Annotated in this window: 23 protein-coding genes; 13 read left to right on the top strand and 10 right to left on the bottom strand. The window is 60.9% G+C overall.

The window, feature by feature from the left end; genetic code table 11:
* Window positions 1-14: 14 nt before the first annotated feature.
* The 3 genes from AX768_RS07565 to AX768_RS07555 form a co-directional block, all read right to left on the bottom strand.
* Window positions 15-1,523, bottom strand: coding sequence for a sugar ABC transporter ATP-binding protein (locus AX768_RS07565; protein WP_061999447.1), 1,509 nt, complete (start codon window positions 1,521-1,523; stop codon window positions 15-17).
* Between the two features lie 68 nt (window positions 1,524-1,591).
* Window positions 1,592-2,569 carry a sugar ABC transporter substrate-binding protein gene (locus AX768_RS07560; protein WP_086382437.1) on the bottom strand — a complete coding sequence of 326 codons (978 nt, stop codon included), beginning with the start codon at window positions 2,567-2,569 and terminating at the stop codon, window positions 1,592-1,594.
* A gap of 30 nt (window positions 2,570-2,599) precedes the next feature.
* Window positions 2,600-4,027 (bottom strand): FAD-binding oxidoreductase, encoded by a 1,428-nt coding sequence (locus tag AX768_RS07555; protein WP_061999446.1) that lies wholly within the window; start codon window positions 4,025-4,027, stop codon window positions 2,600-2,602.
* Window positions 4,028-4,271: 244 nt separating this feature from the next.
* Here AX768_RS07555 and AX768_RS07550 point away from each other — a divergent pair, with 244 nt between their 5' ends.
* Genes AX768_RS07550 through AX768_RS07535 form a run of 4 tightly spaced genes read left to right on the top strand, consistent with a single transcriptional unit; the run spans window position 4,272 to window position 7,585 of the window.
* Complete coding sequence (locus tag AX768_RS07550) at window positions 4,272-4,922, top strand: glucose-6-phosphate isomerase (protein ID WP_062000851.1); 651 nt, start codon at window positions 4,272-4,274, stop codon at window positions 4,920-4,922.
* Window positions 4,919-5,899, top strand: a complete 981-nt coding sequence (locus tag AX768_RS07545; protein ID WP_061999445.1) for a shikimate dehydrogenase family protein — start codon at window positions 4,919-4,921, stop codon at window positions 5,897-5,899. The genes AX768_RS07550 and AX768_RS07545 overlap by 4 nt, the downstream gene beginning before the upstream one ends.
* A gap of 14 nt (window positions 5,900-5,913) precedes the next feature.
* A complete protein-coding gene (locus AX768_RS07540) occupies window positions 5,914-6,687 on the top strand; it encodes an SDR family NAD(P)-dependent oxidoreductase (protein WP_061999444.1) in 774 nt (257 codons plus the stop codon).
* A complete protein-coding gene (locus AX768_RS07535; RefSeq protein ID WP_061999443.1) occupies window positions 6,674-7,585 on the top strand; it encodes an MBL fold metallo-hydrolase in 912 nt (303 codons plus the stop codon). The genes AX768_RS07540 and AX768_RS07535 overlap by 14 nt, the downstream gene beginning before the upstream one ends.
* Here AX768_RS07535 and AX768_RS07530 read toward each other — a convergent pair.
* Window positions 7,561-8,466: a LysR family transcriptional regulator gene (locus AX768_RS07530; RefSeq protein WP_061999442.1), complete on the bottom strand. Its 906-nt coding sequence runs from the start codon at window positions 8,464-8,466 to the stop codon at window positions 7,561-7,563. The genes AX768_RS07535 and AX768_RS07530 overlap by 25 nt on opposite strands.
* A gap of 183 nt (window positions 8,467-8,649) precedes the next feature.
* Between AX768_RS07530 and AX768_RS07525 the strand changes: the two genes are divergently transcribed.
* Genes AX768_RS07525 through AX768_RS07515 form a run of 3 tightly spaced genes read left to right on the top strand, consistent with a single transcriptional unit; the run spans window position 8,650 to window position 12,455 of the window.
* Window positions 8,650-10,068 carry a M20 family metallopeptidase gene (locus tag AX768_RS07525; protein WP_061999441.1) on the top strand — a complete coding sequence of 473 codons (1,419 nt, stop codon included), beginning with the start codon at window positions 8,650-8,652 and terminating at the stop codon, window positions 10,066-10,068.
* Complete coding sequence (locus AX768_RS07520) at window positions 10,065-11,351, top strand: MFS transporter (protein WP_061999440.1); 1,287 nt, start codon at window positions 10,065-10,067, stop codon at window positions 11,349-11,351. Before AX768_RS07525 ends, AX768_RS07520 begins: the two co-directional genes overlap by 4 nt.
* Before the next feature lie 33 nt (window positions 11,352-11,384).
* A complete protein-coding gene (locus tag AX768_RS07515) occupies window positions 11,385-12,455 on the top strand; it encodes a serine hydrolase domain-containing protein (protein WP_061999439.1) in 1,071 nt (356 codons plus the stop codon).
* On the opposite strand, the gene AX768_RS07510 is transcribed toward AX768_RS07515, so the two are convergent.
* Complete coding sequence (locus tag AX768_RS07510) at window positions 12,452-13,345, bottom strand: LysR substrate-binding domain-containing protein (protein ID WP_061999438.1); 894 nt, start codon at window positions 13,343-13,345, stop codon at window positions 12,452-12,454. The two genes, AX768_RS07515 and AX768_RS07510, sit on opposite strands and share 4 nt — an antisense overlap.
* A 281-nt stretch (window positions 13,346-13,626) precedes the next feature.
* Here AX768_RS07510 and AX768_RS07505 point away from each other — a divergent pair, with 281 nt between their 5' ends.
* The 6 genes from AX768_RS07505 to hutH all read left to right on the top strand — a co-directional run bounded on the left by AX768_RS07505 (window position 13,627) and on the right by hutH (window position 20,619).
* Entirely contained in the window at window positions 13,627-14,481 is an 855-nt protein-coding gene (locus AX768_RS07505) for a polysaccharide deacetylase family protein (RefSeq protein ID WP_061999437.1), read from the top strand.
* A 3-nt stretch (window positions 14,482-14,484) separates the two neighbouring features.
* Complete coding sequence (locus AX768_RS07500) at window positions 14,485-15,387, top strand: polysaccharide deacetylase family protein (protein ID WP_061999436.1); 903 nt, start codon at window positions 14,485-14,487, stop codon at window positions 15,385-15,387.
* On the top strand, window positions 15,384-16,778 hold the full coding sequence (locus AX768_RS07495) for an MmgE/PrpD family protein (RefSeq protein ID WP_061999435.1): 1,395 nt from the start codon (window positions 15,384-15,386) through the stop codon (window positions 16,776-16,778). Before AX768_RS07500 ends, AX768_RS07495 begins: the two co-directional genes overlap by 4 nt.
* A 69-nt stretch (window positions 16,779-16,847) precedes the next feature.
* Window positions 16,848-17,705: an ABC transporter substrate-binding protein gene (locus tag AX768_RS07490; RefSeq protein ID WP_061999434.1), complete on the top strand. Its 858-nt coding sequence runs from the start codon at window positions 16,848-16,850 to the stop codon at window positions 17,703-17,705.
* 258 nt (window positions 17,706-17,963) lie between these two features.
* Window positions 17,964-18,602 (top strand): LysE family translocator, encoded by a 639-nt coding sequence (locus tag AX768_RS07485; protein WP_061999433.1) that lies wholly within the window; start codon window positions 17,964-17,966, stop codon window positions 18,600-18,602.
* A gap of 487 nt (window positions 18,603-19,089) precedes the next feature.
* Window positions 19,090-20,619 carry a histidine ammonia-lyase gene (gene hutH / locus AX768_RS07480; protein WP_061999432.1) on the top strand — a complete coding sequence of 510 codons (1,530 nt, stop codon included), beginning with the start codon at window positions 19,090-19,092 and terminating at the stop codon, window positions 20,617-20,619.
* Window positions 20,620-20,651: 32 nt separating this feature from the next.
* On the opposite strand, the gene hutC is transcribed toward hutH, so the two are convergent.
* Genes hutC through AX768_RS07455 form a run of 5 tightly spaced genes read right to left on the bottom strand, consistent with a single transcriptional unit; the run spans window position 20,652 to window position 24,566 of the window.
* Window positions 20,652-21,425: a histidine utilization repressor gene (hutC, locus tag AX768_RS07475; protein ID WP_061999431.1), complete on the bottom strand. Its 774-nt coding sequence runs from the start codon at window positions 21,423-21,425 to the stop codon at window positions 20,652-20,654.
* 4 nt (window positions 21,426-21,429) lie between these two features.
* Window positions 21,430-22,308 carry an amino acid ABC transporter ATP-binding protein gene (locus tag AX768_RS07470; RefSeq protein ID WP_061999430.1) on the bottom strand — a complete coding sequence of 293 codons (879 nt, stop codon included), beginning with the start codon at window positions 22,306-22,308 and terminating at the stop codon, window positions 21,430-21,432.
* Window positions 22,309-22,347: 39 nt separating this feature from the next.
* On the bottom strand, window positions 22,348-23,016 hold the full coding sequence (locus AX768_RS07465; protein WP_061999429.1) for an amino acid ABC transporter permease: 669 nt from the start codon (window positions 23,014-23,016) through the stop codon (window positions 22,348-22,350).
* A gap of 14 nt (window positions 23,017-23,030) precedes the next feature.
* A complete protein-coding gene (locus AX768_RS07460; protein WP_061999428.1) occupies window positions 23,031-23,681 on the bottom strand; it encodes an amino acid ABC transporter permease in 651 nt (216 codons plus the stop codon).
* 51 nt (window positions 23,682-23,732) lie between these two features.
* The gene (locus AX768_RS07455; RefSeq protein ID WP_061999427.1) at window positions 23,733-24,566 is read right to left on the bottom strand and encodes a transporter substrate-binding domain-containing protein; all 834 of its coding nucleotides are present in this window, start codon (window positions 24,564-24,566) and stop codon (window positions 23,733-23,735) included.
* Window positions 24,567-24,866: the final 300 nt, after the last annotated feature.

Genomic DNA, 24,866 nt, shown 5'->3' with positions numbered 1-24,866 from the left:
TATTCACGATGCATTTAATGAGTGAGCGTGGCCGGCGCTTCGTCCGGCGCGCGGCGCAGCGACAGCGACAGGATCTGTTCTTCGCTGAAATCAGCAGGTTGAAGTTCGCCGCGAATCTCGCCTTCGCCCATCACGAGGATTCGATCGCACAGGCCCATGAGTTCCTGATGTTCCGACGAGATCACGAGCACTGCCTTGCCGCGTTCGGCAAGCTGGTTGATGAGCGTGTAGATCTCGACCTTCGCGCCGACGTCCACACCGCGCGTGGGTTCATCGAGGATGATGAGGTCGCCGTCCGCGTGGAACCACTTCGCCAGCACGACCTTTTGCTGATTGCCGCCAGAGAGTGTTGAGACATCGGCGTCCATGGAACGCGCCTTGATGCGCAGTTGTTCCATCAGCTTTTGCACGAATGCGCGCTCGCGGCCGAAGGCGAGAAAGCCGCCCGGACCGCTCACCGACTTCAGTGCGGCGAGGGTGGCGTTGACGCGAATCGGCATCGATAAAACGGCGCCTTGCCCCTTGCGGTCTTCAGGCACGAAGCCGATGCCGGCCTTGACTGCGGCCATCGGCGAGCGGATCGCCATGACCTTCTGGTTCAATTCGATGGTGCCGGAATCGCGCGTATCGGCGCCGAAGATCAGGCGCGCGACTTCGGTACGACCCGAGCCGATCAGGCCGCCGAGACCGACTACTTCACCGGCGCGCAGCGTGAACGACACGTTGCGCACGGCATGACCTCGCATGAGGCCCGTGACCTTCAGGACTTCGGCGCCAAGCGTTGCACGGCGCTGCGGAAACAGCACGGACAGCGGGCGCCCGACCATCTTGCGGATCAGGCCGTCCATGGTGAGCTCGGCGGGCGTGAGGGTATCCACGCGCTTGCCGTCCTTCAGCACGGTGATGCGGTCCGCGATTGAGAACACTTCTTCCAGCCGGTGGGAAATATAGACAATGCCCACACCGCGCGAGCGCAACTCGCGCACGATCTCGAGCAGCTTGTTTGCATCCGATGGCGCGAGGGCCGCGGTGGGTTCATCGAGTACGAGAAGCTTCACCTGGCGGCTGAGCGCCTTTGCAATTTCGATCACCTGGCATTGAGCCGCCGAGAGATCGCCGACGAGCGCGGCAGGATCGATATCGAAGCCGAGGCTCGCGATCAAGGCACGCGCGTTCTTGCGCAGCGTCCCCCAGTCGATGACAGCCGGCAACGCACCCAGAAATACGTTTTCCGCCACGGACAGATCCGGTGCCAGCGCGGTTTCCTGATGAATCACCGCGATGCCTTCTTCCATCGCCGCATGCGGATTGCGAAAGGACGTCTCGCGGCCTTCGAGCTTGATCGTGCCGGAATCCGGCTGATGACCACCGCCGATAATGCGCATCAGCGTCGACTTGCCCGCGCCGTTCTCGCCGACGAGCGCATGGACTTCGCCACTGAGGACATCGAAGTCGACGCCTTCGATGGCATGAATGCCGCCGAAGCGTTTGTCGACGCCGGTGAGGGCTATAAAGGGAATCATATGAAGGTGTCTCCAGAATGCGAGGCGCACCGTACTTGGCCGGCGCGCCTCGCATGAACCCGCCGGCTTTAGAAAATCGCCTTGGGGTTGTAGTACTTGTCGACGTTGCTCTTGTAGATCGCGGCGGACGGCGTGTACGAAATCTTCGGCACGTTGGTGGCTTCGCCCTTCGCCGCCTTCACGCCGATATCGACTGCCGTGCGCGCAACCAGCGCCGGGTCGTTCAGCGCGGTTGCGCCGTACTTGCCTTGCTTGATCAGGTTGAGCGCTTCCTTCTGGCCATCGGCGGCGGCAACCAGCGTGATGCCCGTACGGTTCGCGCTTTCGATCGCGCGGCGTGCGCCCAGCACCATGCTGTCGTTTTCGCCGAGCACCATGTTGATGTCCTTGTTGGCGACGAGCAAATCTTCCATCGCCTTCAGGCCGCCTTCGTCCGACCAGTTGCCCCAGCCCTGGCCCACGATCTGCATGTTGACCTTGCCGGTCTTTGCGAGCTGCGCCTCGACGATGCCCTCGATCACGCCGTCGCGCCGTTCCTTGCCGACCGGGTTGCCTTTCTCGCCGGAGATCAACGCGATCTTCAGCGGCTTGTCGCCCATGGTGTCGACCACCCACGAACCAACCAGCGCGCCGTTCTCACGATTGGACGATTGCACGAGCGTCAGGTAGTTGGCTTTCGGATCGAGCGTACTGTCGATCACGACGACTTTCACGCCTGCGGCGGTCGCCGTGTTGACCACGTTGACGAGACCCTTGGGATCGGCCGGATCGATGATCAGCACCTTGATGCCGCGCGTCAGCATGTCTTCCACGTCAGAGATCTGCTTGCCCATCTTGCCTTGGGCATCCGCGGTGATCACGTCGTTGCCGAGTTCCGCGGCTCGCGCCTTGGCCGATTCCATTGCGGCCGAAAAGTAGGGCGCGTTGAGCACCTTCATGGAAATGCCCACTTTCATCTTGTCGGCTGCCATCGCCGGGGCTGCTGCCACTACACCTGCGACTGCCAGCGCTACACCACACATCACCTTCTTCACGAACCGCGTCATGTCTCCTCCTTTTGTTGGGGTTTGGCGGTTTTAAACAACGTTCAACAACAACTTGCCTGGGTTCAGGATGTTCAGCGGATCGAGCGCGGCTTTCACGGCGCGCATGGCGGCCAGTTCGGCCGGTGTTCTCGATAACGCGAGCACCTTCAGTTTCTTCGTACCAATGCCGTGTTCCGCCGATACCGAGCCGCCCATTGCGCCGGTCACGCCGTAGACGACTTCCTGCACTTGCGGCGCGGTGGTTGGCGGCCAGTCGGGTTCCTGCACGACGATATGCAGGTTGCCGTCGCCGAGATGTCCGTAGATCAGGATGGTCGCGTTGGGCCAGCGCTCGCGAAGCTGCTTGTCGCATTCATGCGCGGCGCGGCCTACATCAGCGATGGAGAAACTCACATCGAAGGAAACGCGGCCCGGAATCAGCCGCTGATATTCGCCGGGGGCATCGCGGATCGCCCAGAACGCGGCGGCATCGGACTCCGATGAGGCGAGGGCGGCGTCGCTGATCAAGCCTTCCTCGAGCATCCCGCCCAGGAAATCTTCGAACGCGTCCGCCTGACGCTCGGGATCGGCGCCGCTGCTTTCGAGCAGCACGTAATACGCATGCTTGCCTTCGAGCGGCGCGCGCAATTCCGGCAGGCGCGACAACACAAAATCGTAATAACCCGGCCACATGACTTCGAACGCCGACACACCCGCAGGCAAGCCTTCCTGAGCGCGTCTCAACAACGTGGTGACCGCGTCGTAGCCGGGCAATCCGCACCATGCCGTCGATACCGCCCGTGGTTTGGGCCTAAGGCGCAGCACGGCGCGCGTGATGATCGCGAGCGTTCCTTCGCTGCCGATCAACAAGTTGCGCAAGTCGTAACCCGTATTGTTCTTGATCATCTTGCGCAGCCCGCCAACGATACTGCCGTCCGCCAGCACTGCCTCTATATCCAGCACCTGGTCGCGCATCATTCCGTACTTGATCACGCGGTTGCCGCCTGCGTTGGTCGCGAGGTTGCCGCCAATCGTGCAGCTTCCTCGTGCGCCCAGATCCAGCGGAAACATGAAGCCGGCTGCGTCGGCGGCTTCCTGCACGACTTGCAGCGGCGTGCCGCACCAGACCGTCATGGCGGCGCCGACTTCATCGATGGCTTCGATCCCGTTCATCAACTCCAGGCTCAACGCAACTTCACCGCCGAGCATGCACGCGCCGCCGGCGAGTCCCGTCAGGCCGCCTTGCGTCACGACCGTCTGCTTGTGCTCGTGGCAGATCCGCATTGCGGTGGCGACGTGTTCAGTCGTGCGTGGCCGGATCAGTGCGACCGGTTCATCGCAGGGCATGCGGCTCGAGTCCGCGTTCCTGCGGCCGGCGAATTCGTGCGGAAGGCTCACCACGTCGGCTCCGAGCGCTTCACGCAGCGCTGCAACAGCGGCGCTGGGCTGAACATGTTCGGAGGGCTGCTTGTCTTGCATTGAATGTCTCCAGCAATCGGGGTCGCGTTGAATCAGCAAGCATTTCGCTTAACCCCAAGTTGAGAGGAAGTAACGTTGTTTCCGCATATCTTGAACGATAGTATAGCTATCATTTATCTGAAATACAGGCGTCGAATGGCGGGGAAAACCCTGATGTTTTGTATTTAAGTTAAAGCTATCATTATTAAAACTAACGTTCGCTTCGCTGGATGAGGCGACTTGCACTTTCCAGGAGATGGACCCGATGCAATGGCCTGAACCACGTTCCTTCGATGTCGACCTGCAGACGGGCCTGATGAACGGCACCGGCTCGCGCTACCAGAAGTTCCTGCGCGACCTGAGCGGGCTCTATGCCAACAGCGCCGCCTTCAATGCGCTCGCTGCAACGCGCGGTGACGAAGTCGTATATGAAGTCACCGACCACAAGCCGAACAGCAATCCCGGCGACCTGATTACCGGCGTGACGCGCATGAGCGCGGGCAAGGTCGGCGACGAATTTTTCATGACGCGCGGGCACATTCACGCGGCCATCGACCGCCCGGAGCTTTACTTCGGGCTGAAGGGTCATGGCGTGATGCTGATGGAGTCGCCATCAGGCGATACACGCGTGGTCGAGATCAAGGCGAACACGGCATGTTATGTGCCGCCGCGCTGGATTCATCGTTCGGTTAATTTGGGGCAGGAGGACTTCGTGATGCTGTTCTGTTATCCGGCCGATTCGGGGCAGGACTACGCGATCATCGAACAATCGAACGGCATGAAACTGCGCATAGTCGATGACGGCGCCGGCGCGTGGCGCACCGAGCCGAATCCGGACTACAAGGAACGCACGCCGGAAGAAATCGAAGCGCTGCTGGCGCGCGGTGCGCTGGCAACCGAAGGAGCGACGCGATGAGCGCTTCCACTCGGTACCGGGCCGCCACGCGTCCGACTTTTTATTTCATCGGCGTGACGACTGCGCAGAGTTCCATAATGCGTGTGTTCCCGCAGTGGGCGAAGCATCTCGGTCTCGGTGATGTAGAGATCAAGGGCATCGATTTTCCGCCGCATGCGGCGCCCGAGGCGTATCGTGAAGCGGTCGAGTTCCTGAAGCATGATCCGTTGTCGGTCGGCGCGCTCGTCACCACGCACAAGATCGACCTGTACGCCGCGTGCAAGGATCTTTTCGATGTGATCGATCCGACCGCCGAGGTCATGGGCGAGACCAGTTGCCTCTCGAAGCAGGATGGAAAATTCATCTGTCACGCGAAGGATCCCATTACATCGGGGTTATCGCTGGATGGATTCTTGCCGGCCAATCACTTTGCTGATACCGGCGCGGAAGTATTTTCGATGGGCGCGGGCGGTTCGACCATCGCACTGACCTGGCACCTGATGCAGAAGGAACGCGGCGCGAACCGGCCGTCGAAGGTGATCGTATCGAACCGGTCGGCGGGACGGCTCGAGGAAATCGAACGCATTCATCGCGAACTCGAATTCGATGTACCGTGCGAATATGTCGTCGCACCGAAGCCCGAGGACAACGACGCCGTGCTTGCTCGTCTGTCGCCGGGTGCGCTCGTGATCAATGCGACGGGGTTGGGCAAGGACGCGCCGGGTTCGCCGTTGAGCAACGCGGCGGTGTTCCCCGAACGCGCGGTTGTGTGGGACCTGAACTATCGCGGCGACCTGATTTTTCTCGATCAGGCGCGCGCGCAGGAAAGCACGCGCACACTGCAGATCGAAGACGGCTGGACTTACTTCATCTACGGATGGACGCGCGTGATCGCCGAAGTCTTTCACGTCGACATTCCGGTGAGCGGTCCCGGCTTCGATGAAATCAGCCGCATTGCGGCACAAGCGGGCAAACCCGCGCCAACAAGAACAGCTTAAGGAAGACGCCAAGCATGTATCTCGACAAGTTCAAGCTCGACAAGAAGATTGCCGTTGTCACCGGGTCGGCTCGCGGTATCGGTTTCGCCACGGCCGAGGCGCTGGCCGAAGCTGGCGCGCTCGTGGTGCTCACGGATATGAATGCGGAATTGCTCGACAAGGCCGCGTCGGATTTGTCAGCGAAGGGACATCGCGTCGAAACCGAGTTGCTCGATGTCACCGATTCGACCGCGGCACAACGCGTGAACGACGCGGTCGTCGCGCGGCACGGACGCGTGGATGTACTCGTGAACAACGCGGGGATCGCGATCTCGAACCATCCCGCCGAGACCATGACGGACGAGATCTGGAACAAGGTGATCGATGTCAATCTCAACGGCGTATTCTGGGCTTGCCGTGCGTTCGGAAAAGGCATGCTGGAGAGTGGCGCCGGCAGTATCGTGAACGTGGGGTCGATGTCGGGGTTCATTGTGAATCGGCCGCAGGAGCAGGCGAACTACAACGCGTCGAAAGCGGGCGTGCATCACCTCACGAAGTCGCTCGCGGCCGAATGGGGCGCGCGTGGCGTGCGTGTGAATGCGGTGGCGCCGACGTATATCGATACCGAGATGAACACCTATGTGTATCAGAACAAGGAGATGTTCGACAAGTGGGTCGGCGGTACGCCGATGAATCGCCTCGGACGCATGGATGAAGTGGCGTCGGTGATCCTGTTCCTCGCAAGCGATGCATCGAGCCTCATGACAGGATCGATCGTTCTCGCCGACGGCGGTTATGTCTGCTGGTGATGTCTCGCTGCTGACCGAGACGTTCGCGACGTCGTTGCGTGACCGCCTGGCCGATCATGATGCGGCACCTCGTGAAGGCGAGGCCGTGCTGTACTGGCTCGGGCAGGCGGGATTTGTGATCGAGTCCGGCGGTTACAGGATGCTGATCGATCCGTACCTCTCCGACTCGCTCGCGGAGAAATACAAGGGCACGAAGTTTCCGCATACGCGCATGATGGCCGCGCCTGTGCTGCCCGGTGAACTGGATCGGCTGGACCTTGTGTTGTGCACGCATCGGCACACGGACCACATGGACCCGGGGACCTTGCAGCCGCTTGCGCGGCGATTCCCAAATCTCAGGTTCGTGGTTCCTGCTGCGGTCACTGAAGAAGCCATCACGCGATGCGGTGTTGGTATCGAACGGCTGATTCCGGTCAACGCGGGCGAACGCATCGAGGTCCTTCCAGGCTGCTTCGTGTCGCCGGTTCCCTCGGCACACGAGTCGCTGGACAGGGATGCCGAAGGGCGTTATCCCTGGCTGGGTTATGTGATCGATGCCGGCCCGATTCGTTTGTATCACTCGGGCGATTGCATTCCCTACGCGGGACTTGCTGAAACCTTGGCAAGGTTCGAACCGCACGTGGCGCTGCTACCCGTCAATGGCCGCGACGCCGAGCGCAGCGGCAATGGCGTGCCCGGAAACTTCACGCTCGATGAAGGCATCGCGCTCGCGAAGCAAAGTGGTGCTCGTGCGTTGATCGCCCATCACTGCGGCTTGTTCGACTTCAACACCCTCCCGGCCGATGTAATCGATGCGCGCATGCGCCTCGAAGCGTCCCACGGCTTCACTCTGTTCCGCGCGAAAACCGGATGCGCGTGGCGCTGCGGCATGCTTCAGTCAAGGCATGCAGGGTCCTGAATCGCCGCGATCAGCAAATCCAGGAATGCGCCCACCGCTTTAGGCAAAGTGCGTCCGGCCATGGTCTGCACTTGCAGCGTACGCTGATGCAACTCGGGGTTGCTGATCGGAATGGCCGCCATCCTGTCGGGCTTCAGCCGGCTGCGAACCGTCAGGTAACCCACGAATGTCACCGCTTTCGTCTGCTGCACGAAGCTCTGCAGCGCACCGCCGTAGTTGCTCACGAATACCGGCTCGAAGTTCAAACCTTCCAGGCTGCAGGAGATATCGAATAGCTGACGCACGGTCACGCCTTCGCCATAGATTGCGAGCGGCCACGGTGTGAGGTCTGCCAGCGACACCGACTCTTTTTTCGCCAGCGGATGATCCTGCGTGACCAATGCAAATATCGGCGCGCGCTGGGCGTAATGCACGTTCACGTCTTTCTCGGGTGCGACGCTGAAACACACGGCGATGTCGGCGGTGCCATCGCGTACACGTTGGGTCGCTTCAGTAGGCGCCGCGACATCGAGCTGAAAATGCGCGGCCGGCCAGCTCTTCAGGAAATGTGCGAAGACTTGCGGCAGGAAATCGCGCGCCACGCCCTCCGAACTTGCCACGCGAATCGTCGCGCGGCTTTCCGTAGTCAGGCCGCGGATCTCCTCGGTGACACGTTCCTGTTCCATCAGGCTTCTGTGAGCGTGCGCCGCAAGCAAACGACCGGCTTCGCTCAGCACCATGCCTCGCGGCCGGCGCTCGAACAGCGGCACGCCCATTTCGTCCTCGAGCTTGGCAATCTGCCTGCTGATCGCCGATACCGCCACGAACAGGCGCTCCGACGCCTTGCTCAGCGAGCCGCTTCGTGCAACTTCCAGAAAGTACCGCAGCGCGGTGGTTTGCATGATGCATCTCTAGTAAAGACAAATCGATAGCCCGGTAGCTTTGCCGTTTCGGCAACGCAAACTGCCAAATATTGTCATTGTCCATAAATATCGGCGGTATCAAGATCGCGTCATCGATTTTTTCTACCTGAAGAAGAACCGGCGTGCCTGGGCTGCTTAGGGCGCGTTTTACTGGAGAAAGAAGTGACACGCGAGTCCGCTATCCAAGCCGCTGCCAATCTGTACGATTCCGGCGCCTTTCTCGAAGACCTGTGTCGCCGGGTTGCTTTTCGCACGGAGAGTCAGGAGTCAGAAAGCGGTCCGGTTCTGAGCGCTTACCTGGTCGACGAAATCGCGCCGGTTCTGGCCGGAATGGGATTCACGTTCCGGCTGGTCGATAACCCGGCGCCCGGCGCGGGGCCGTTCCTGGTTGCGCATCGCAAGGAAAGCGACGGGTTGCCCACCGTGCTGACCTACGGTCACGGCGATGTCGTCCGCGGATATGACGCGCAGTGGCGCGAGGGCTTGTCGCCGTGGCAAGTCACCGTCGTCGATGATCACTGGTATGGCCGCGGCACCGCCGACAACAAGGGCCAGCACAGCATCAACCTTGCAGCGCTCAAAGCCGTGCTCGACGCACGCGATGGACGGCTCGGCTTCAACCTCAAGCTGCTATTCGAAACTGGCGAGGAAGTCGGCTCTCCGGGTCTGCACGCTGTGTGCGAGACCTTGCGCGACGAACTGAAAGCCGATGTCCTGATCGCCTCCGACGGTCCGCGCCTGGGCGCATCGAGTCCCACGATCTTTCTGGGCTCGCGCGGTCTCGTGAACTTCAAGCTCACCGTGGACCTGCGCGAAGGCGGCCATCATTCGGGCAACTGGGGCGGCTTGCTGCGCAATCCGGGCGTGGTGCTGGCGAACGCAATTGCATCGATGGTCGATCAAAACGGCCGCATTCTGGTTGAAGGCTTGCGTCCCCCCGAAGTCCCGCAAGCGGTGCGTCGTGCTTTGGAGGGCATCGTTGTAGGCGGGAACCCGGGCGAGCCGGAAGTCGATACCGACTACGGCGAACCGGGCCTCACGCCATCGGAACGCGTGTTTGGCTGGAACAATCTCGAAGTGCTGGCGTTTCGCACCGGCAACCCCGAGAAGCCCGTCAACGCAATCCCGCCGCACGCCTTCGCGTTCATGCAAATCCGCTTCGTGGTTGGCACGAACTGGGAGGATCTCGAACATATCGTGCGTCGTCATCTGGACGAACGCGGGTTCGGCATGGTTCATATCGATGTGGATCGCGGCGCGCCTGCAACGCGCGTGGACCCGGACAACGCATGGGTCCAATGGGGGCTCAAGTCCCTCGAAGAGACCACCGGCAAGAAGCCCGTCCTCTTGCCGAATCTCGGCGGCACGCTGCCCAACGATGTCTTTGCAGAGGTCATTGGCATGCCGACGCTCTGGGTGCCGCATTCGTACCCCGGATGCTCGCAGCACGCGCCCGACGAACACATGCTCGGACCGGTCGTGCGCGAGGGTCTCGGCATCATGGCGGGGCTTTTCTGGGACCTGGGCGAGCGAGATGTTCCGCACGCGGCCATCATGAACCAGGTGGGGAACACGCGATGAGCACTGACACGGCCGCGACCATCATACCGGGCAGGAAACCACAGGCGAGCATCTACAAGCTGATCGCCGCGACATCGATAGGCAATGCGCTCGAGTTCTACGACCTTGTGGTCTATGGCTACTTCGCGTCGACGCTTTCAAAGCTGTTCTTCCCGACCACCGATAAAACCGTCTCGCTGCTCCTCACGCTCGGCACCTTCGCACTCTCGTATCTCGCGCGGCCGGTCGGGGCCTTCGTGCTGGGTTCATACAGCGACCGCAAGGGCCGCAAGGCGTCGCTGACCTTGTCCATCGCGATGATGACGCTCGGCACCGGCATGGTCGCGCTGATGCCGAGTTATGCGGCGATCGGCGTGCTGGCGCCCATCGGCATTTTTGCGTCGCGGTTGTTGCAAGGCTTCTCGGCGGGCGGCGAGTTCGGCAGCTCGACGGCGTTCCTGACCGAACATGCACCCGCGCGCAGCGGCTTCATGGCGAGCTGGCAGTTCGCAAGCCAGGGCGCGAGCGTGCTGGTTGCATCGGCGTTTGGCGCAGTGTTGACGAGCACGCTGACGCCCGCGCAACTCGAAGGCTGGGGCTGGCGGATTCCTTTTCTCTTCGGTTTGCTGATCGGCCCGGTGGGTATGTATATCCGCCGCCATGTCGATGAGACACCCGAGTTCGAGCGCGCTGAAACGGCCGAATCGCCGATACGCGAAGTCCTCGCGACGCAGAAAGAGCGGCTGCTGGTGTCCATCGGATCACTGGTGTTGACGACGACCGCCAACTACATGCTGCTTTACATGCCGACGTATGCATCGCGCCAGCTCGGGCTCTCGCCGTCGTCCGGTTTTATCGCGACGCTGGCGGCCGGTTTTATCGTGATGGTGCTCACGCCGATTGTGGGTCACTGGTCCGATAAAGTCGGCCGCACCCGGATCATGCTGGGGGCCGGCTCGATATTCTTCGTCACCATCTATCCGGCGTTCATGTTCATGAATGCGCATCCCTCCATGCTGACGCTGCTTGCCGCCGTGATCTGGGTCGCGGTGCTGAAGGCCATCTACTTCGCGCCGATTCCCGCCTTGATGTCCGACCTGTTTCCGACTCGTACTCGGACCACGGGGATGGCGGTCGGCTACAACGTCGGCACGACCGTCTTCGGTGGTTTCACGCCGCTTGCGGTGGCTTCGCTGATCGCGCTGACGGGCAACAATCTGGCGCCGGGTTTCTATCTGATGATCGCCGCCATCATCAGTCTTTTCACTCTGGTATGGGCGCGCAGGCGCCTGAAAGTACACTGATTCAGTTCGACGAACACCTTGGAATCAAACGATATGCAAAACGATTTATCGCAGGCCATGAAGGACGCCATCCGGTTTTCAACCGACCACGAAACTGTCTGGGATCGCAGCGTGAAGGGCGCGTGGGGCGTGCATCCGAACGACCCCCCGCCCTGGAACAAGCTGCTTGGGCCAGTGCATGATCGCGGGCCGGTGTCGGGTGCGATTTCCGTCGATGGCCGCGTGCTCACTACGTGGGGCGAACCGGATCGTGCGGACCTGACGTTCAGTATCGCAAAGACGTACCTCGCTCTGCTGGCAGGCGTGGCGCACGATCGCGGCCTGTTGCCCGATGTGAACGAACCGGTCCATGTGCGCGTGCCGGGCATCGGTTTCGACGATGAACACAACGCCCAGGTCACATGGGCGCAGTTGCTGCAGCAGACGAGCGAATGGACGGGCGAGTACTTCGGCTTGTCGGATCAGGCCGATCATTATCGGGCGGTGACGTTCGGCACGCCGCCGAATGGCAAGAAGGGCGACCTGCGGCCGGTGCAAACGCCCGGCACGTATTGGGAATACAACGATGTGCGCATCAACCAGTTGTCGCTGGCGCTACTGTATTTGTTCGGCCGGCCACTGCCCGATGTATTCCGCGAAGCGATCATGCGACCGGCTGGAGCGAGCGAGAACTGGCAATGGGTCGGTTACGACAACGCATGGGTGGAGATCAACGGTCAGCGCGTGCAGTCGGTGCCGGGTGGAACGCACTGGGGCGGCGGGTTATCGATCAGCGCGAACGACCAGCTCAAGGTGGCCCAGCTCTTCGTCAACGAAGGGATGATCGACGGGCGCCAGGTTATCTCGCGCGATTGGATCGCCCGCATGCAGACGCCGTGCAAACTCGCGGCTTATTACGGGTATCTCGTGTGGCTGAACCACGAGGGGCGCGTATTTCCGAGCGTGCCGGCATCGAGCTATTTCGCTATCGGCGCGGGGAGTTCGTTCATGTGGATCGAGCCGGAGCGGAAGATGGCGGTGATCGTCCGCTGGCTGAATTCCGCCCACGCCGATGAGTTTTTTGGTCTGGTGCTCAAGGCCGTGGATGAAATCCTGACGCGTTAATTCGCTGCCGCAATCCCCTGCAACCACGCCAGAAGCGGCCTGAGCTTCTCGCGATACTCATTGCGCGGCGGATGCACGAGGTAATACCCCGAGCCCGATTCAAGCACGCGATCGAACGGCGCCACCAGCGCGCCGTTCGACAGATTTTCCTGGACCAGATTCAGATCGCCCAACGCCACGCCCATTCCGCGAACGGCTGCGCCAAACGCGAGATCGAGCGTATCGAAGACTTGCTCGCGATACGTATGAGCCGCAAGCTCGCTGCTTTCCTGCTGCAGCCATAACATCCAGCCGCGTCGCCCGAAGCTCGAATGCAGCAGCGTGTGCTTCTTCAAGTCTGCCGGGTCGCGCAAGGGCGGCTCGCCCAGCGCCGTCTGCGGCGAACACACGGGCGTCAATCTTTCCCGCATCAGGCAGGTCGCCTCCAGCCCGTCCCAGCGGCCGTTGCCAAAGAGAATGGCGGCATCGAGCGTGCCTTCGCCGAAATTCGTCGGCAGGAACCACGCGGTATCGATATTGAGCTGCGTGCCAGGCACATCCTCGTAGAAGCTCGGCAGCCGCGGCATCAGCCAGCGCGCAGCGAGCGTCGGCGTCACGCGCAAGGTCACGGTCTGCCCGCCGGTGCTCGTGACATGCATGGATCGGCGTGCGGTCGCAAGCAACTCCTCCACGATGGGAACCAGCCGCTGGCATTCCGCAGTTGGCACGACCATGCGCGTATGGCGCACGAAAAGCGCACAGCCGAAATACTCCTCGATCTGCTGGATGTGCCTGCTGACGGCGCTCTGGCTCAGGAAAAGCTGCTGCGAAGCGGCCGTGAAGTTCCCGCAACGCGCGACCACCAGCAGCGATTGCAGCACATTGAACGGCGGATATCGCTCGATTTTCATTTATGCAAGTTGTGCATGGTAACCATGAGATTTTACCGTTTGTCGGTAAAAAATTGGCGTTCATAAAATCGGCTGGATCGTGCGGGTAGGTCTGGTTTCTCGACGCAATCCGCCGCCGCATACCAATCAGCTTCGCGGCGATTCGCATGAGCGAGCATTCAAACCGGTTGTGGGGCGGGCGCTTCAAGACGGGGCCGTCGTCGGCGTCGATTGATGGCACGTAACAAAGATCCCCGTGAAATGGGGCTGGCAGGAACACGCAGTGAAAAAGGCCGTCATCGATGCCAACAACTGATTTGAGCAAACCACGCTGGCCGGATGGCAAGCGATCCTGCTTCGCCTTGGCCTTCGATCTCGACGGACCCACGGGTGACGCGATGCTCGACGGGTCCATCTGGAAAAACCCTTCGTACTTCACGCTGGGCAGTTACGGGCCGTGGCGTGCCTTGGGCCGTCTGCTGGACATGCTCGCGGAACGCAAGGTCCCGGCCACGTTCTTCGTGCCTGCGTGGGTGCTGGAAAACTGGCCTAGGCAATGCGCGGCGATCCTGGAAGGCGGACACGAGATCGGTTACCACGGCTACAAGCATGAAGCATTCTGGACGCTCGATCGCAATGGACAACGCGCGGTCATGGAGCGCTCCGCGCAAGCCTTCGATAAACATCTCGGCATGCGCCCGGTCGGTTTCCGAACGCCATCGGGCGATTGGGGTCCTGACACCATCAGCGTCCTGATGGAAGCCGGCGTGCGCTACTCGAGCTCCATGCGCGGTGACGACCGTCCGTACTTCCTGCCGGCAGAAAACGGAGACACTCCCATGGTCGAGATCCCCGGACGCTGGGAGATGGACGATTATGCGTCGCTTGCATATCACCGCAATCCAAACTTTCCGGCGAGCCTCGACCGCATTGCAAGCTACGACACGACGCTCGACAACTGGCGTCGTGAATTCGATGGTTCGCATCGCGACGGGTTGTGCCTGACGACGCTGTTTCATCCGAAAGTCTCGGGCAAGCCGGGGCGTATCGCGCTGCTCGAAAACCTGCTCGATCACATGCACGCGAAGGGCGACGTGTGGTTCGCCACGTGTCGCGATGTGGCGCAATGGTGGCACGATAACCACACGGAGGCCTGAACGATGAACACAATACGGTGGCCCGACAATGCGCGAAGCGCCGTCGTCATCACGGTCGATTTCAACGACGAACACGGCATCCTCACGCAGGAACCGCGCATCGCGGGCCGCGAAAAATCGTTATCCGTATGGCGTTACGGCGCCAAGCGCGGGGTGGATCGCGTGCTCGATGCGCTGGAAGAATTCGATGTCCGTTCAAGCTGGTTCGTGCCGGGCCGTGTTGCCGAGACGCATGTCGAACTGGTCGCGCGCATTGATGCGCAGAAGCACGAGATAGGCAATATCGGCTACGTCTGCGAGGACTTCGATACGCTCACGCTCGACGCTCAGAAGAACGTCTTCAGGCAGGGACAAGCCGCGCTCGAAAACGTGCTTGGCCACCGCGCCGAGGGCTTCCGTTCGTTCACTGGAAACTGGGCGCCGGGCTTCGCGGACTTTCTTCGCGATGAAGGCGTCACATGGTCGTCGTCGTGGCGTGGCGATGACCTGCCGTATTTCCATTTGCCGGATTCCGACACGACGATCACTACACCGCCGCTCGTAGAACTGCCGCTTCACTATGAGCTCGAAGACGAGCCTTACTTCGCATACAACCTGTCGCCGGCGGTTCCTGTTGGGCAGCCCCGCATTCCGTCGTACGGTGAAGTGCTGAAGAACTGGAAGCATGATTTCGCGGCGTTTCATCGATTTGGATTGTGCTTCGTGCTGCGGCTGCATCCGGAGATCATCGGCACGGCAGGGCGCATCGATGTGCTGCGTGAACTGCTCGCCGACATCCGCTCACGCAACGATGTCTGGTTCGCGACGGGCGCCGAGATGGCCGCGTGGTGGCGCCAAAGCGTCACGAGCAACGAGCCCGGTCACCCGGTCGAAGTGTATGCACGGCACAAGCAGGAGCAGGCATGAACGCTGGCAAATCGACCTTGTCGCAACGGCTTGCGGGGTTTGTCGCAGAGACTTCGGGGGAGACGCTTCCGGCCGCTGTCGTGCATAAAGCGAAGCGCCATATACTCGACACGCTCGGCGTGTCTCTGGGCGGTGCGACGGCAGTTGAAGCGCGCAGCGTGCGTGCACTGATGAGCCTGGGAAGCAAAGGCGAAATACGCGCATGGGGTACGTCGCAGAGTTTTAACGCGCGTGACGCGGCGTTCGTCAACGGCGTTGCAGCACATGCGCTCGAACTCGATGACGCCGGCGGCTGCGACCACTCCGGCGCAGTCGTCCTTCCCGCTGCATTCGCGGCGCTTGCCTGCACCGATCGCGCTGTATCAGGGCGCGAATTTCTGACGGCGGTCGTCTTAGGCTACGACGTCGGCCGGCGTGTGCTCGAAGCGTGCGGCGGATATTCGCCACACAACAACTACGGCTGGCATTCCACCATGACATGCGGCGCGTTCGGTGCGGCTGCGGCGAGCGCGCGCCTGCTCGGTCTCGACGCTATTCAGACCGCCGCCGCGCTCGGCCACGCCGGAAGTTTCAGCGGCGGGTTGTGGGGCTTCATACACGATGCATCGCAGACCAAGCGCATGCATACGGGACGCGCTGCGGAAGGCGGCCTGCTTGCCGCGCTGCTCGCGCGCCAGGGCGTCAGTGGTCCGACACAAATCTTCGAAGACGTATGGGGCGGTTTCTTCAATGCCTTCGCGCGTGAAACACAGCAGCCCGAGGCATTGCTCGCGGACATTGGCGTGGTATGGAAACTGATGCGCTGTTCGATCAAGCCACACGCCGCATGCCGGAGTACGCATGCGGCGATCGACGCCACGCTTGAACTCCTGCAAGGACGCGCTGCGGACCTGGACAAGCTGACCGGGGTGCATGTGAGCCTGAGCGCGTTCGTGAACCAGATGTGCGGCGGACGCGATCTCAACACGCTTGCATCGGCGCAAATGAGCTTGCCGTACGCCATCGCCACGGCGCTCGTGAACGGCCAGGCTGGCATAGGCGCATATCTCGACGCACAACGTCACGACCCGCGTATCGCGGCGGCCATGCGACGCATCACGCTCGAGATCGATCCTGCCATGTCGGATCTCGACGAACCCGTGATCACCCTCGCGATATCCGATACCGAACCGCGTTCGCGACGCGTCGACATACCGCTCGGCGATCCGCGCAATCCGGTTTCGGACGCGGCTCTGGTTGCGAAATTCCGCGCGCTGGCCGGTATGACGATTCCGGAAGCCTCAGTCGATGCGCTTGAAACGGCGCTGCTCGATCTGGACACTCTCGCCGATGTCCGGACTCTGACGCAATGGCTCGGCGGCGATGCCGATGCACGACCTGTAGTGCGTTAGGCCACTACGTCCCGAGATTTCGTAACGATCCTTCGCAACTTCACAAGACCTTCATAAGGTGTGTCTTTCATGAACAAGCTGAACCCGATGCGTGCCGTTTCCAGCCTGATGGCCTTGTGCCTCTCGACGTTTCTGTTCGCGAGCGGCGCGCACGCGCAGGCCTTGCCCGATGCATTCGCAAAGTCGAAAGTGATCAAGGTCGCGGTGAACTCCATCTATCCGCCGATGGAATACAAGGACCCGGAAAGCGGGGACCTGGTTGGTTTCGATATCGACCTCGGCAACGCGATTGCCAAGCAACTCGGCCTGAAGTTCGACTGGCAGGAATCGGCGTTTGAACAGTTGTTGCCATCGCTGGCGACGGGTCGTGTCGATATGATCCTGAGCGGCCTGAGCGATGTCCCCGGTCGTCGCGATACCGCGGATTTTCTGGACTACCTGAATTCGGGCGCGCAGTTTTATATCCTTGCGTCGCGGGCGCATGAGATCAAACAGGCGCCGGACCTGTGCGGCAAGCCGGTCGGTACGAGCCGCAGCACATCGTTTCCCGCCGATACCGCCGCGTGGAGCGCGAAAAACTGCGAAGGCGCGGGCAAGGGCGCGATCACCGTTGCGGGAACCGAAGATACCGCGTCCGCGCGCATGCAACTCAAGCAAGGACGCATTGCAGCGGGCGTGCAGGGCAGCGAGACCTTGCCGTACGCAATGAAGCTTGAACCGAATACGTACAAGCCTATCGGCGAGCCGTTCGCGACATCGCCTGAAGGCATTGCGTTCGCCAAGTCGAATCCAAAATTGCGCGATGCCGTGCTCGGTGCGCTCAATACGTTGATCGCAAACGGTACGTACGCAGCGATTGTCGCGAAGTGGAGCTTGCAATCGAGTGCGGTCACGAAAGTCACGTTGAATGGGACGGCGCTTCACTGATGGATATTCACGTGCCTTCGACCAGTCCGCCATTTCTGGTTCATGGGCGGGTACGCAAGCAGGACCGATCAATGGGGATCGCAAGCATTGCCCAAGCGCTGGTTGAGCAAGCAGGCGGAGTTGCTTGCCGCATGGCAGATGCGCGTGACACCAGCCGAGACCTGATTTCATCTGGCCGGGGAAAAGGAGCCACTTAAGCCGTACCGTGTTATTTTTCAAGCCTCCAACCGCTTCGTTGTCACACAAAGGAGCTTTCCGATGACTGCCTCAGCCGCTGTCCTGGCCATCCTCGCCGCGATCCTGATGGGCGCCATGAGCCCCGGTCCCAGCTTCGTGCTGGTCGCGCGCAATGCAATTGGCCTGTCCCGCGCCGATGGACTCGCGACCGCACTCGGCATGGGCGTAGGCGGTGTGTTCTTCAGCGGCATCGCGCTGGCGGGTTTGTACACGCTGCTGTCCGCCGTCGCATGGCTCTATGTCACGTTAAAAATTGCTGGTGGCCTCTACCTGATCTACATTGCGTTCAATATCTGGCGGGGTGCATCGAGTCCCATATCCGTCGACCAAACGCGCTCCGCACACGCCCGCAATCTTCGGAAATCGTTCTGGATGGGCCTGAGTACGCAACTCAGCAACCCGAAGACCGCGATCTGGTACAGCAGTATCTTTGCTGCCCTGTTGCCGCAACATCCGCCACTCTGGTGTTATTTCGTGCTGCCGCCTTTGCTATTCGGCATCGAGGCGGGCTGGTACACCGTCGTAGCATTGGGTTTCTCCAGCCGCCGTCCGCGCGAGGTTTATCTGCGCGCGAAGAAATGGGTTGACCGGATTGCTGCAACGGCCGTTGCCGCGCTCGGTTTGCGGCTCATATTCGCGGCGCACAAAGCGGGCATTTGACACGCGGTGTCGTGCACGGCTAGTGACTGATCATCCACGGTCGGCCGGCCGCTGAGCGCGGGGCCGCCTGTGCCTCGGCCGAACGCGGCAGCTTTATCTCGCTCGAACAGCACCCGCAACCCGCGTCAGGTGTCGACTAATGCGCGGCTCATGTGCCGCACGTTCATTTATTGCGCCGCGCTGCTCGAGACCGTGATCTCGGATGTCTCCCGGGATGCGGTATAGACAGAAGTTTTTCAGGATGCGGAATGGACCGGCTCGGCGTTGCGATCAAAATTCGACGAACGGTTGGATTTCACCAGTTTCACGCGGCATTCCCCGCTGTTGCGGGCTCCAGGGCCGGTACGGCGCTGGTTTTCGTTCGTCCTGAATCAGAAAATACTTGTATATACCGATTTTGTTGTCCTAGACTCGCGGTTATGCTCTTGTATAGACAAGATAGCCCCTGCGTGCAAACGCGCAAGCCTGACGCCCAAGGACAACACCGATGATGAAGCTCACCCCCGGCAAACTGACCCTCCCGCAACTGCGCCAGATCGCACGCGAACGCGTGCAGCTCGAACTCGACCCGGCAAGCCACGCGGCTATCGATGCCAGTGCAAAAGCCGTCGAGGACATCGCCGCGAAAGGTCTGCCGGCCTACGGCATCAACACGGGTTTTGGCCGCCTCGCGAACACGCATATTCCCGCAGACCAGCTCGAACTCCTGCAGCGCAATCTGGTTTTGTCGCACGCGGTCGGTGTCGGTGAGCCAATGTCGCCGCCCGTCGTCCGTTTGTTGATGGCGCTGAAACTGTCGAGCCTGGGGCGTGGTCATTCCGGCATTCGCCGCAAGGTGATGGACGCCATGATCACGCTGTTCAACGCAGACGTGCTGCCCGTCATTCCGGTCAAGGGGTCGGTCGGCGCATCGGGCGACCTTGCGCCGCTCGCGCATATGTCGGGCGTGCTGATGGGTATCGGCGAAGTGTTCCTCGACGGAAAGCTGGCGCCTGCCATCGATGGACTCAAGTCCGTCGGCCTCGAACCGCTGACCCTGCAAGCCAAGGAAGGACTCGCGCTTTTGAACGGCACGCAGGCATCGACCGCGCTCGCGTTATACAACATGTTCGCAATCGAAGACCTCTACCGGACGGGTCTGGTGTCGGGCTCGCTGTCGGTGGATGCCGCCGAGGGTTCCGTCGTTCCCTTCGACGCCCGCATTCACGCGTTGCGCGGCCACCAGGGGCAGATCGATGCAGCCGCTGCGTATCGCACCTTGCTGGAAGGCTCGGGCATCAACCTGTCGCATCAGGATTGCGACAAGGTCCAGGATCCGTACAGCCTTCGATGCCAGCCGCAGGTCATGGGCGCGTGTCTCGACCAGATCCGTCATGCAGGCAACGTGTTGCTGATCGAAGCGAACGCCGTATCGGACAATCCGCTGATTTTCCCGGACACGGGCGAAGTGCTTTCGGGCGGCAACTTTCATGCGGAGCCCGTCGCGTTTGCCGCCGATAACCTCGCGATTGCCGCGGCGGAAATCGGCGCATTGGCGGAACGCCGCATTGCGCTACTGATCGATGCCACGCTCTCCGGCTTGCCGCCTTTCCTCGTTCGCGATGGCGGTGTGAACTCGGGCTTCATGATCGCGCATGTGACGGCGGCCGCCCTTGCATCGGAGAACAAGACCTACGCGCATCCGGCATCGGTGGACTCGCTGCCGACGTCGGCGAATCAGGAAGATCACGTGTCCATGGCGACGTTCGCCGCGCGCAAGCTGGGCGATATTGCCGAGAACGTGACCCATATCCTCGCGATCGAATTGCTCGCGGCGGCGCAGGGCGTGGACTTGCGCGCGCCGCATCTGACGAGTCCGCGTTTGCAGCCGGTCATGCAATCCATCCGCGCCGATGTCGAGCATTACGAGCTCGATCATTACTTCGCGCCGGATATCGTGGCCGTGGCGAAGCAGGTGAGGAGCGGCAAGATTGCCGGATTCTGCCCGCTGCAATTCGCGTCGCACGGCACGGTTTAGTCGTTTTCAAGCCTACGGCGGCCGGGTCGTTCTCAACTCTGCCGCTGAAGGTTGTCGCTGCTGAAGCGGCATCCCAATCTGTATCGTGTACCTGGATGCACGAAGCGCGCGAACGTCACCGCAACATTATTTGCCCACGTCCGGCGCACCAGCGTCAGGCACGGCTGATCGGGGCCGATCTCGAGCAAGCGGGCATCGGCGCGGGAAGGCAGTTCGGCATCGACCACGTGCTCGACTTCATGTGCGGGCACCGTGTTGTACAAATACTCCGAAGGCCGCACCGTCGAGAAATCCTGCTCCAGAAAATGCGGTGCGACTTCCGGATTCACATACCGGTCTTCGAGTTGCACCGGCACCCCGTTCTCACGATGCACGCACACCACATGAAACACGGACGCACCAGGCGCCAGACCTAGCGCGGCGGACACATCGCTTGCGGCCGCCTCACGCACGGCAAGCATGATCGAATAACCGTACTCGTGACCTCTGGCACGAATCTCGTCGCCTATATGCGCGATCATCAGCAACGTGGACTGCGGCTTCTCTTCCGCGATGAACGTCCCGACGCCCGAAAAGCGCGTCAATACCCCTTGTTCCGTTAGCTCGCGCAACGCGCGGTTGATCGTCATGCGCGATACGCCCAGCTCGCCGACCAGCGTCATCTCCGACGGAATGCGGTCGCCCGGCCGCCATTCCCCCGAGAGAATGCGCGTGCGGATATGTTCCTTCACGCGCTCATAGCGCGCGAGTGGCACGGCTGTTTCCTGCGCTGCAGATGCTGGGTTCGAAAGCCCGTTTGTATTCATGTTTTTACATCCTGCTGGATTCTGTCAAGACCGGCATGCTGCCGGCAGCGGGGTCCTCACGACGCGTCCAGAACGCGTTCCTGTCGAGATAGTTTTGCAGAAACTGTCGAAGGCGTGGCTGCTGGGCGTTGTGAAACACGTCCTCGGGCGAGCCCTGCGCGGCAATCTTGCCATGATCTATAAACATGACCGTATCCGCAACCTGCGCTGCAAAACCCATTTCGTGAGTGACGATGACCATCGTCATGCCGTCGTTCGCCAGGTTCTTCATGACCTGCAGCACTTCGCCGACGAGCTCCGGATCGAGCGCGGACGTGGGTTCGTCGAAGAGCATGATGTGCGGTTCCATGGCGAGCGCGCGTGCGATTGCGACGCGTTGCTGCTGGCCGCCGGAAAGACGCGCGGGATGGTTGTTCGCACGATCGGCGAGGCCGACTTTGTCGAGCATGGCGAGCGCGCGTTTATGTGCTTCCGCCTTCGGAAGTTTGCGCACGCGCACCAGCGCTTCGGCGACATTTTCCATGGCCGTCATGTGCGGCCACAAATTGAATTGCTGGAACACCATGCCGACATTCCGGCGCACACGATTGATCTCGGCTTGGCGTGCGCGCACGCGTTTGCCGTTGCGCTCCGTCACATAACCCAGCAACTCGCCTTCGATGTAAATCTCGCCTTCGCTGTATTCCTCGAGGAACGCGAGTGATCGCAGCAGGGTGCTTTTGCCCGAACCCGACGGCCCGATGATGCACGTCACCTCCGACTTGCGCACGGCGAGCGAAACGTCGTCGAGTACCTTGAGCGTGCCGAAATGCTTGCTGACATGCCGGGCATCGACGAGATATTCAGCCTGCGCCGGCGTGTTGCCGATAATCGGTTTCTTCATGATTCAGCACTCACAATGAGGTCGGCGTTTTTAATGCGTTCATCGGGTCAGGAAACGGCCGACACGCAATTCGACCCATTGCCCGGCGCGCGAAGCCGCTTCCACCAGCACGAGATAACATACGCACAACGCGAGCAGCGTTTCGACAAACGCAAATTTTTCGGAGCCGATACCCGTCAGCACGAACGTCAGTTCCGGTACGGTAACGACCGACAACACCGCGGTCTCCTTGCTCAGCACGATGATCAGATTCGTCAGCGCCGGCAGGATGATCACGAGCATCTGCGGCAACTGTACGCGCATGATGACTTGCAGCCGCGTGAAGCCGAGACATTGCGCCGCCTCCATGTGACCGCGCGGCACCGACGTAAAACCCGAGCGGAACGCTTCCGCAAAATAGGCGCTGCCATACAGGCCCAATCCAACGATACCCGCCGTCAACGGTTCAAGGGATAACCCGAACGATGGGCCGCCGTAATACAGCACGAATAGCTGCACGAGAAACGGCGTGCCGCGAAAGACCTCTATATACGCGCGCAAAAAACCGCGCACCCACTTGCCGCAAAAAATCTGCAGCAACGCGATGGCGAATCCTATCGCCATGCCGATCAGCACGCCGCCTATCCACACGGCGATGGTCGTCGCGAAACCTTCGGCGAGGGCAGGGAGGGAATCGGTAAGGACCGATGGGTCGAAGTGAAGGGCCATGGCGTTGTCTATGCCTATGCCTGCGCGAGCCGGCGTTCCGCGCGATGCCCGGCGAGCGACAAGGCGCCGTTGATCACGAGATACACGAGCCCAGCCGCGACATACGCTTCAAGCGGCCGGTATGTGCTCGCTGCAATATTCTGTGCGGTGCGCGTGATATCGGCGACGCCGACGACCGAGATCAGCGACGAGGCCTTCACGAGCATCACCATTTCATTGACGAGCGACGGCAGTGTCGTGCGCAATGCCTGAGGCACCTGAATGCGGAGCACGGCATGCATGCGCGACAGCCCGAGCAACTGCGCGGCTTCGAGTTGCCCATGCGCAATCCCGATGAACCCGCCACGCAGAATCTCGGCGAGATAAGCCGCCTCGCACAAGGACACCGCTGCGGCAGCGGCGACGAGCGGCGGCACATTGATACCGATGAATGGCAAAAAATAGTAGGTCAGCAGAAGCTGCACGAGCAGCGGCACGCCGCGGAAGAATCCGACGTACGCACCGCCGAGCTTCGAGATGAAAACATTCTTCGAAAGCCTCGCGCTGCACACGGCGATCGCAACGACAAAGCCCACCACCAGCCCGACAAGCGAAATCAGGACCGTGGCTTGCGCGGCCTTGATGAGTAGCGGCAGGGCGTCCAACAATGCATGAAGGCTGAACATGTGCTGTCCGGCAGGGGATTCGAAGGCGCCACGGCGCCATCGGCTCCTGGATCAATAATTAGGCGTTGGCATGGTTGTCGGCGTATCCATCGTTACGCCGAACCACTTCTTCTGCAGTGCTGCGAGACGGCCGTCGCCATGCATCTTGATGATCGCTTTGTTGATTGCATCGATAAGCGGTTTGCTGTCCGGGTCCTTGCGGCCGAGGTAGGCGAAGAACACCTTCGTTCCGAACGGCGGCTGCACCACGGCAAAGGTATCCGGACGCTGACGCGCCACGTAGGCAATGTTCGGTAGCGAGTTACCCACGGCGACGATCCGGCCGGCAGCAAGGTCGGCATAGGCCTGGTTATTGTCGATGTATTCCCGAACGTTCGTTTTGCCCGGCAACGTCGCGACGTACTGCTTCAACTGGTCGAGTTGCGCCGAACCTTTGCCGCCGCCAACGGCTTTGCCGGCGACATCGGCGTTCGTCTTGATGCTCGTGTCGTTCGCGCGCTTGAGCAATGCAACCGTGCCATCCGCAATCGGCAGCATGAATTCGTAGCGTTCCATGCGCGCTTTGGTGATGGTCACGGGACCGCTGACAATGTCGAACTTGCCGGCTTCCAGACCTGGCAGCACGCTCGGCCAGGGCAAGTCGATCGAGCGAACCTTCACGCCCATTTCCTTCGCGAGTTCAGCAAAGAAGTCTTTATTGAAGCCCTGTTGCTGGCCGTTTTCCAGGAAGTCGAACGGCGCAAACTGCATTTCAGTTCCGACGACCAGTTCACCCGCCTTCTTGACCTTCGCCAACTGGTCTTCCGCGTGAGCCGAAACCGAAACCGCTGTCGCGACCAACGCGGCCACGAGCAAACGACCCTTCCACTTCGAGAACACATTCATTGTTGAACTCCCCTGATTTAAGAGCACCTGGCCTCATGGAGTTTGCGCAGGTGAGCAAGCGGATTGATGGGCGTTGGGTTGGCAGAAGCGCTGAAATCCGGATGGTGCAATTCAGTATATACCGTCAATTTGCGGTGCCAACCGTGTCAAAAATACTTCTTGAGAGGCAGTGTCGGCCTTGTAGGAAAGCGTGATCAAGTTCGAACAAACGCCGGGTTGCGCTCGCGTAATTGGCGGTATATACAGACGATGTTGCCGCGATCTTGATGTGCTTTCGCGGCTATGAACAGACGGTATTCA

The sequence above is a fragment of the Burkholderia sp. PAMC 28687 genome, assembly GCF_001577465.1.
Taxonomy (GTDB): domain Bacteria; phylum Pseudomonadota; class Gammaproteobacteria; order Burkholderiales; family Burkholderiaceae; genus Caballeronia.
The sequence above is the reverse complement of the archived record's forward strand: the minus strand, read 5'-3'. Positions and strand labels throughout refer to the sequence as shown.

What these genes read in the sequence shown, in the direction of transcription:
- AX768_RS07540 (WP_061999444.1), top strand. Translation starts at nt 5,914, where the DNA reads ATGTATCTCGACAAGTTCAAGCTCGACAAGAAGATTGCCGTTGTCACC.
- AX768_RS07485 (WP_061999433.1), top strand. Translation starts at nt 17,964, where the DNA reads ATGACTGCCTCAGCCGCTGTCCTGGCCATCCTCGCCGCGATCCTGATG.
- AX768_RS07470 (WP_061999430.1), bottom strand. Translation starts at nt 22,308, where the DNA reads ATGAAGAAACCGATTATCGGCAACACGCCGGCGCAGGCTGAATATCTC.
- AX768_RS07490 (WP_061999434.1), top strand. Translation starts at nt 16,848, where the DNA reads ATGAACAAGCTGAACCCGATGCGTGCCGTTTCCAGCCTGATGGCCTTG.
- AX768_RS07460 (WP_061999428.1), bottom strand. Translation starts at nt 23,681, where the DNA reads ATGTTCAGCCTTCATGCATTGTTGGACGCCCTGCCGCTACTCATCAAG.
- AX768_RS07520 (WP_061999440.1), top strand. Translation starts at nt 10,065, where the DNA reads ATGAGCACTGACACGGCCGCGACCATCATACCGGGCAGGAAACCACAG.
- AX768_RS07510 (WP_061999438.1), bottom strand. Translation starts at nt 13,345, where the DNA reads ATGAAAATCGAGCGATATCCGCCGTTCAATGTGCTGCAATCGCTGCTG.
- AX768_RS07560 (WP_086382437.1), bottom strand. Translation starts at nt 2,569, where the DNA reads ATGACGCGGTTCGTGAAGAAGGTGATGTGTGGTGTAGCGCTGGCAGTC.
- AX768_RS07555 (WP_061999446.1), bottom strand. Translation starts at nt 4,027, where the DNA reads ATGCAAGACAAGCAGCCCTCCGAACATGTTCAGCCCAGCGCCGCTGTT.
- hutH (WP_061999432.1), top strand. Translation starts at nt 19,090, where the DNA reads ATGATGAAGCTCACCCCCGGCAAACTGACCCTCCCGCAACTGCGCCAG.
- AX768_RS07550 (WP_062000851.1), top strand. Translation starts at nt 4,272, where the DNA reads ATGCAATGGCCTGAACCACGTTCCTTCGATGTCGACCTGCAGACGGGC.
- AX768_RS07535 (WP_061999443.1), top strand. Translation starts at nt 6,674, where the DNA reads ATGTCTGCTGGTGATGTCTCGCTGCTGACCGAGACGTTCGCGACGTCG.
- AX768_RS07505 (WP_061999437.1), top strand. Translation starts at nt 13,627, where the DNA reads ATGCCAACAACTGATTTGAGCAAACCACGCTGGCCGGATGGCAAGCGA.
- AX768_RS07500 (WP_061999436.1), top strand. Translation starts at nt 14,485, where the DNA reads ATGAACACAATACGGTGGCCCGACAATGCGCGAAGCGCCGTCGTCATC.
- hutC (WP_061999431.1), bottom strand. Translation starts at nt 21,425, where the DNA reads ATGAATACAAACGGGCTTTCGAACCCAGCATCTGCAGCGCAGGAAACA.
- AX768_RS07565 (WP_061999447.1), bottom strand. Translation starts at nt 1,523, where the DNA reads ATGATTCCCTTTATAGCCCTCACCGGCGTCGACAAACGCTTCGGCGGC.
- AX768_RS07465 (WP_061999429.1), bottom strand. Translation starts at nt 23,016, where the DNA reads ATGGCCCTTCACTTCGACCCATCGGTCCTTACCGATTCCCTCCCTGCC.
- AX768_RS07455 (WP_061999427.1), bottom strand. Translation starts at nt 24,566, where the DNA reads ATGAATGTGTTCTCGAAGTGGAAGGGTCGTTTGCTCGTGGCCGCGTTG.
- AX768_RS07515 (WP_061999439.1), top strand. Translation starts at nt 11,385, where the DNA reads ATGCAAAACGATTTATCGCAGGCCATGAAGGACGCCATCCGGTTTTCA.
- AX768_RS07545 (WP_061999445.1), top strand. Translation starts at nt 4,919, where the DNA reads ATGAGCGCTTCCACTCGGTACCGGGCCGCCACGCGTCCGACTTTTTAT.
- AX768_RS07495 (WP_061999435.1), top strand. Translation starts at nt 15,384, where the DNA reads ATGAACGCTGGCAAATCGACCTTGTCGCAACGGCTTGCGGGGTTTGTC.
- AX768_RS07530 (WP_061999442.1), bottom strand. Translation starts at nt 8,466, where the DNA reads ATGCAAACCACCGCGCTGCGGTACTTTCTGGAAGTTGCACGAAGCGGC.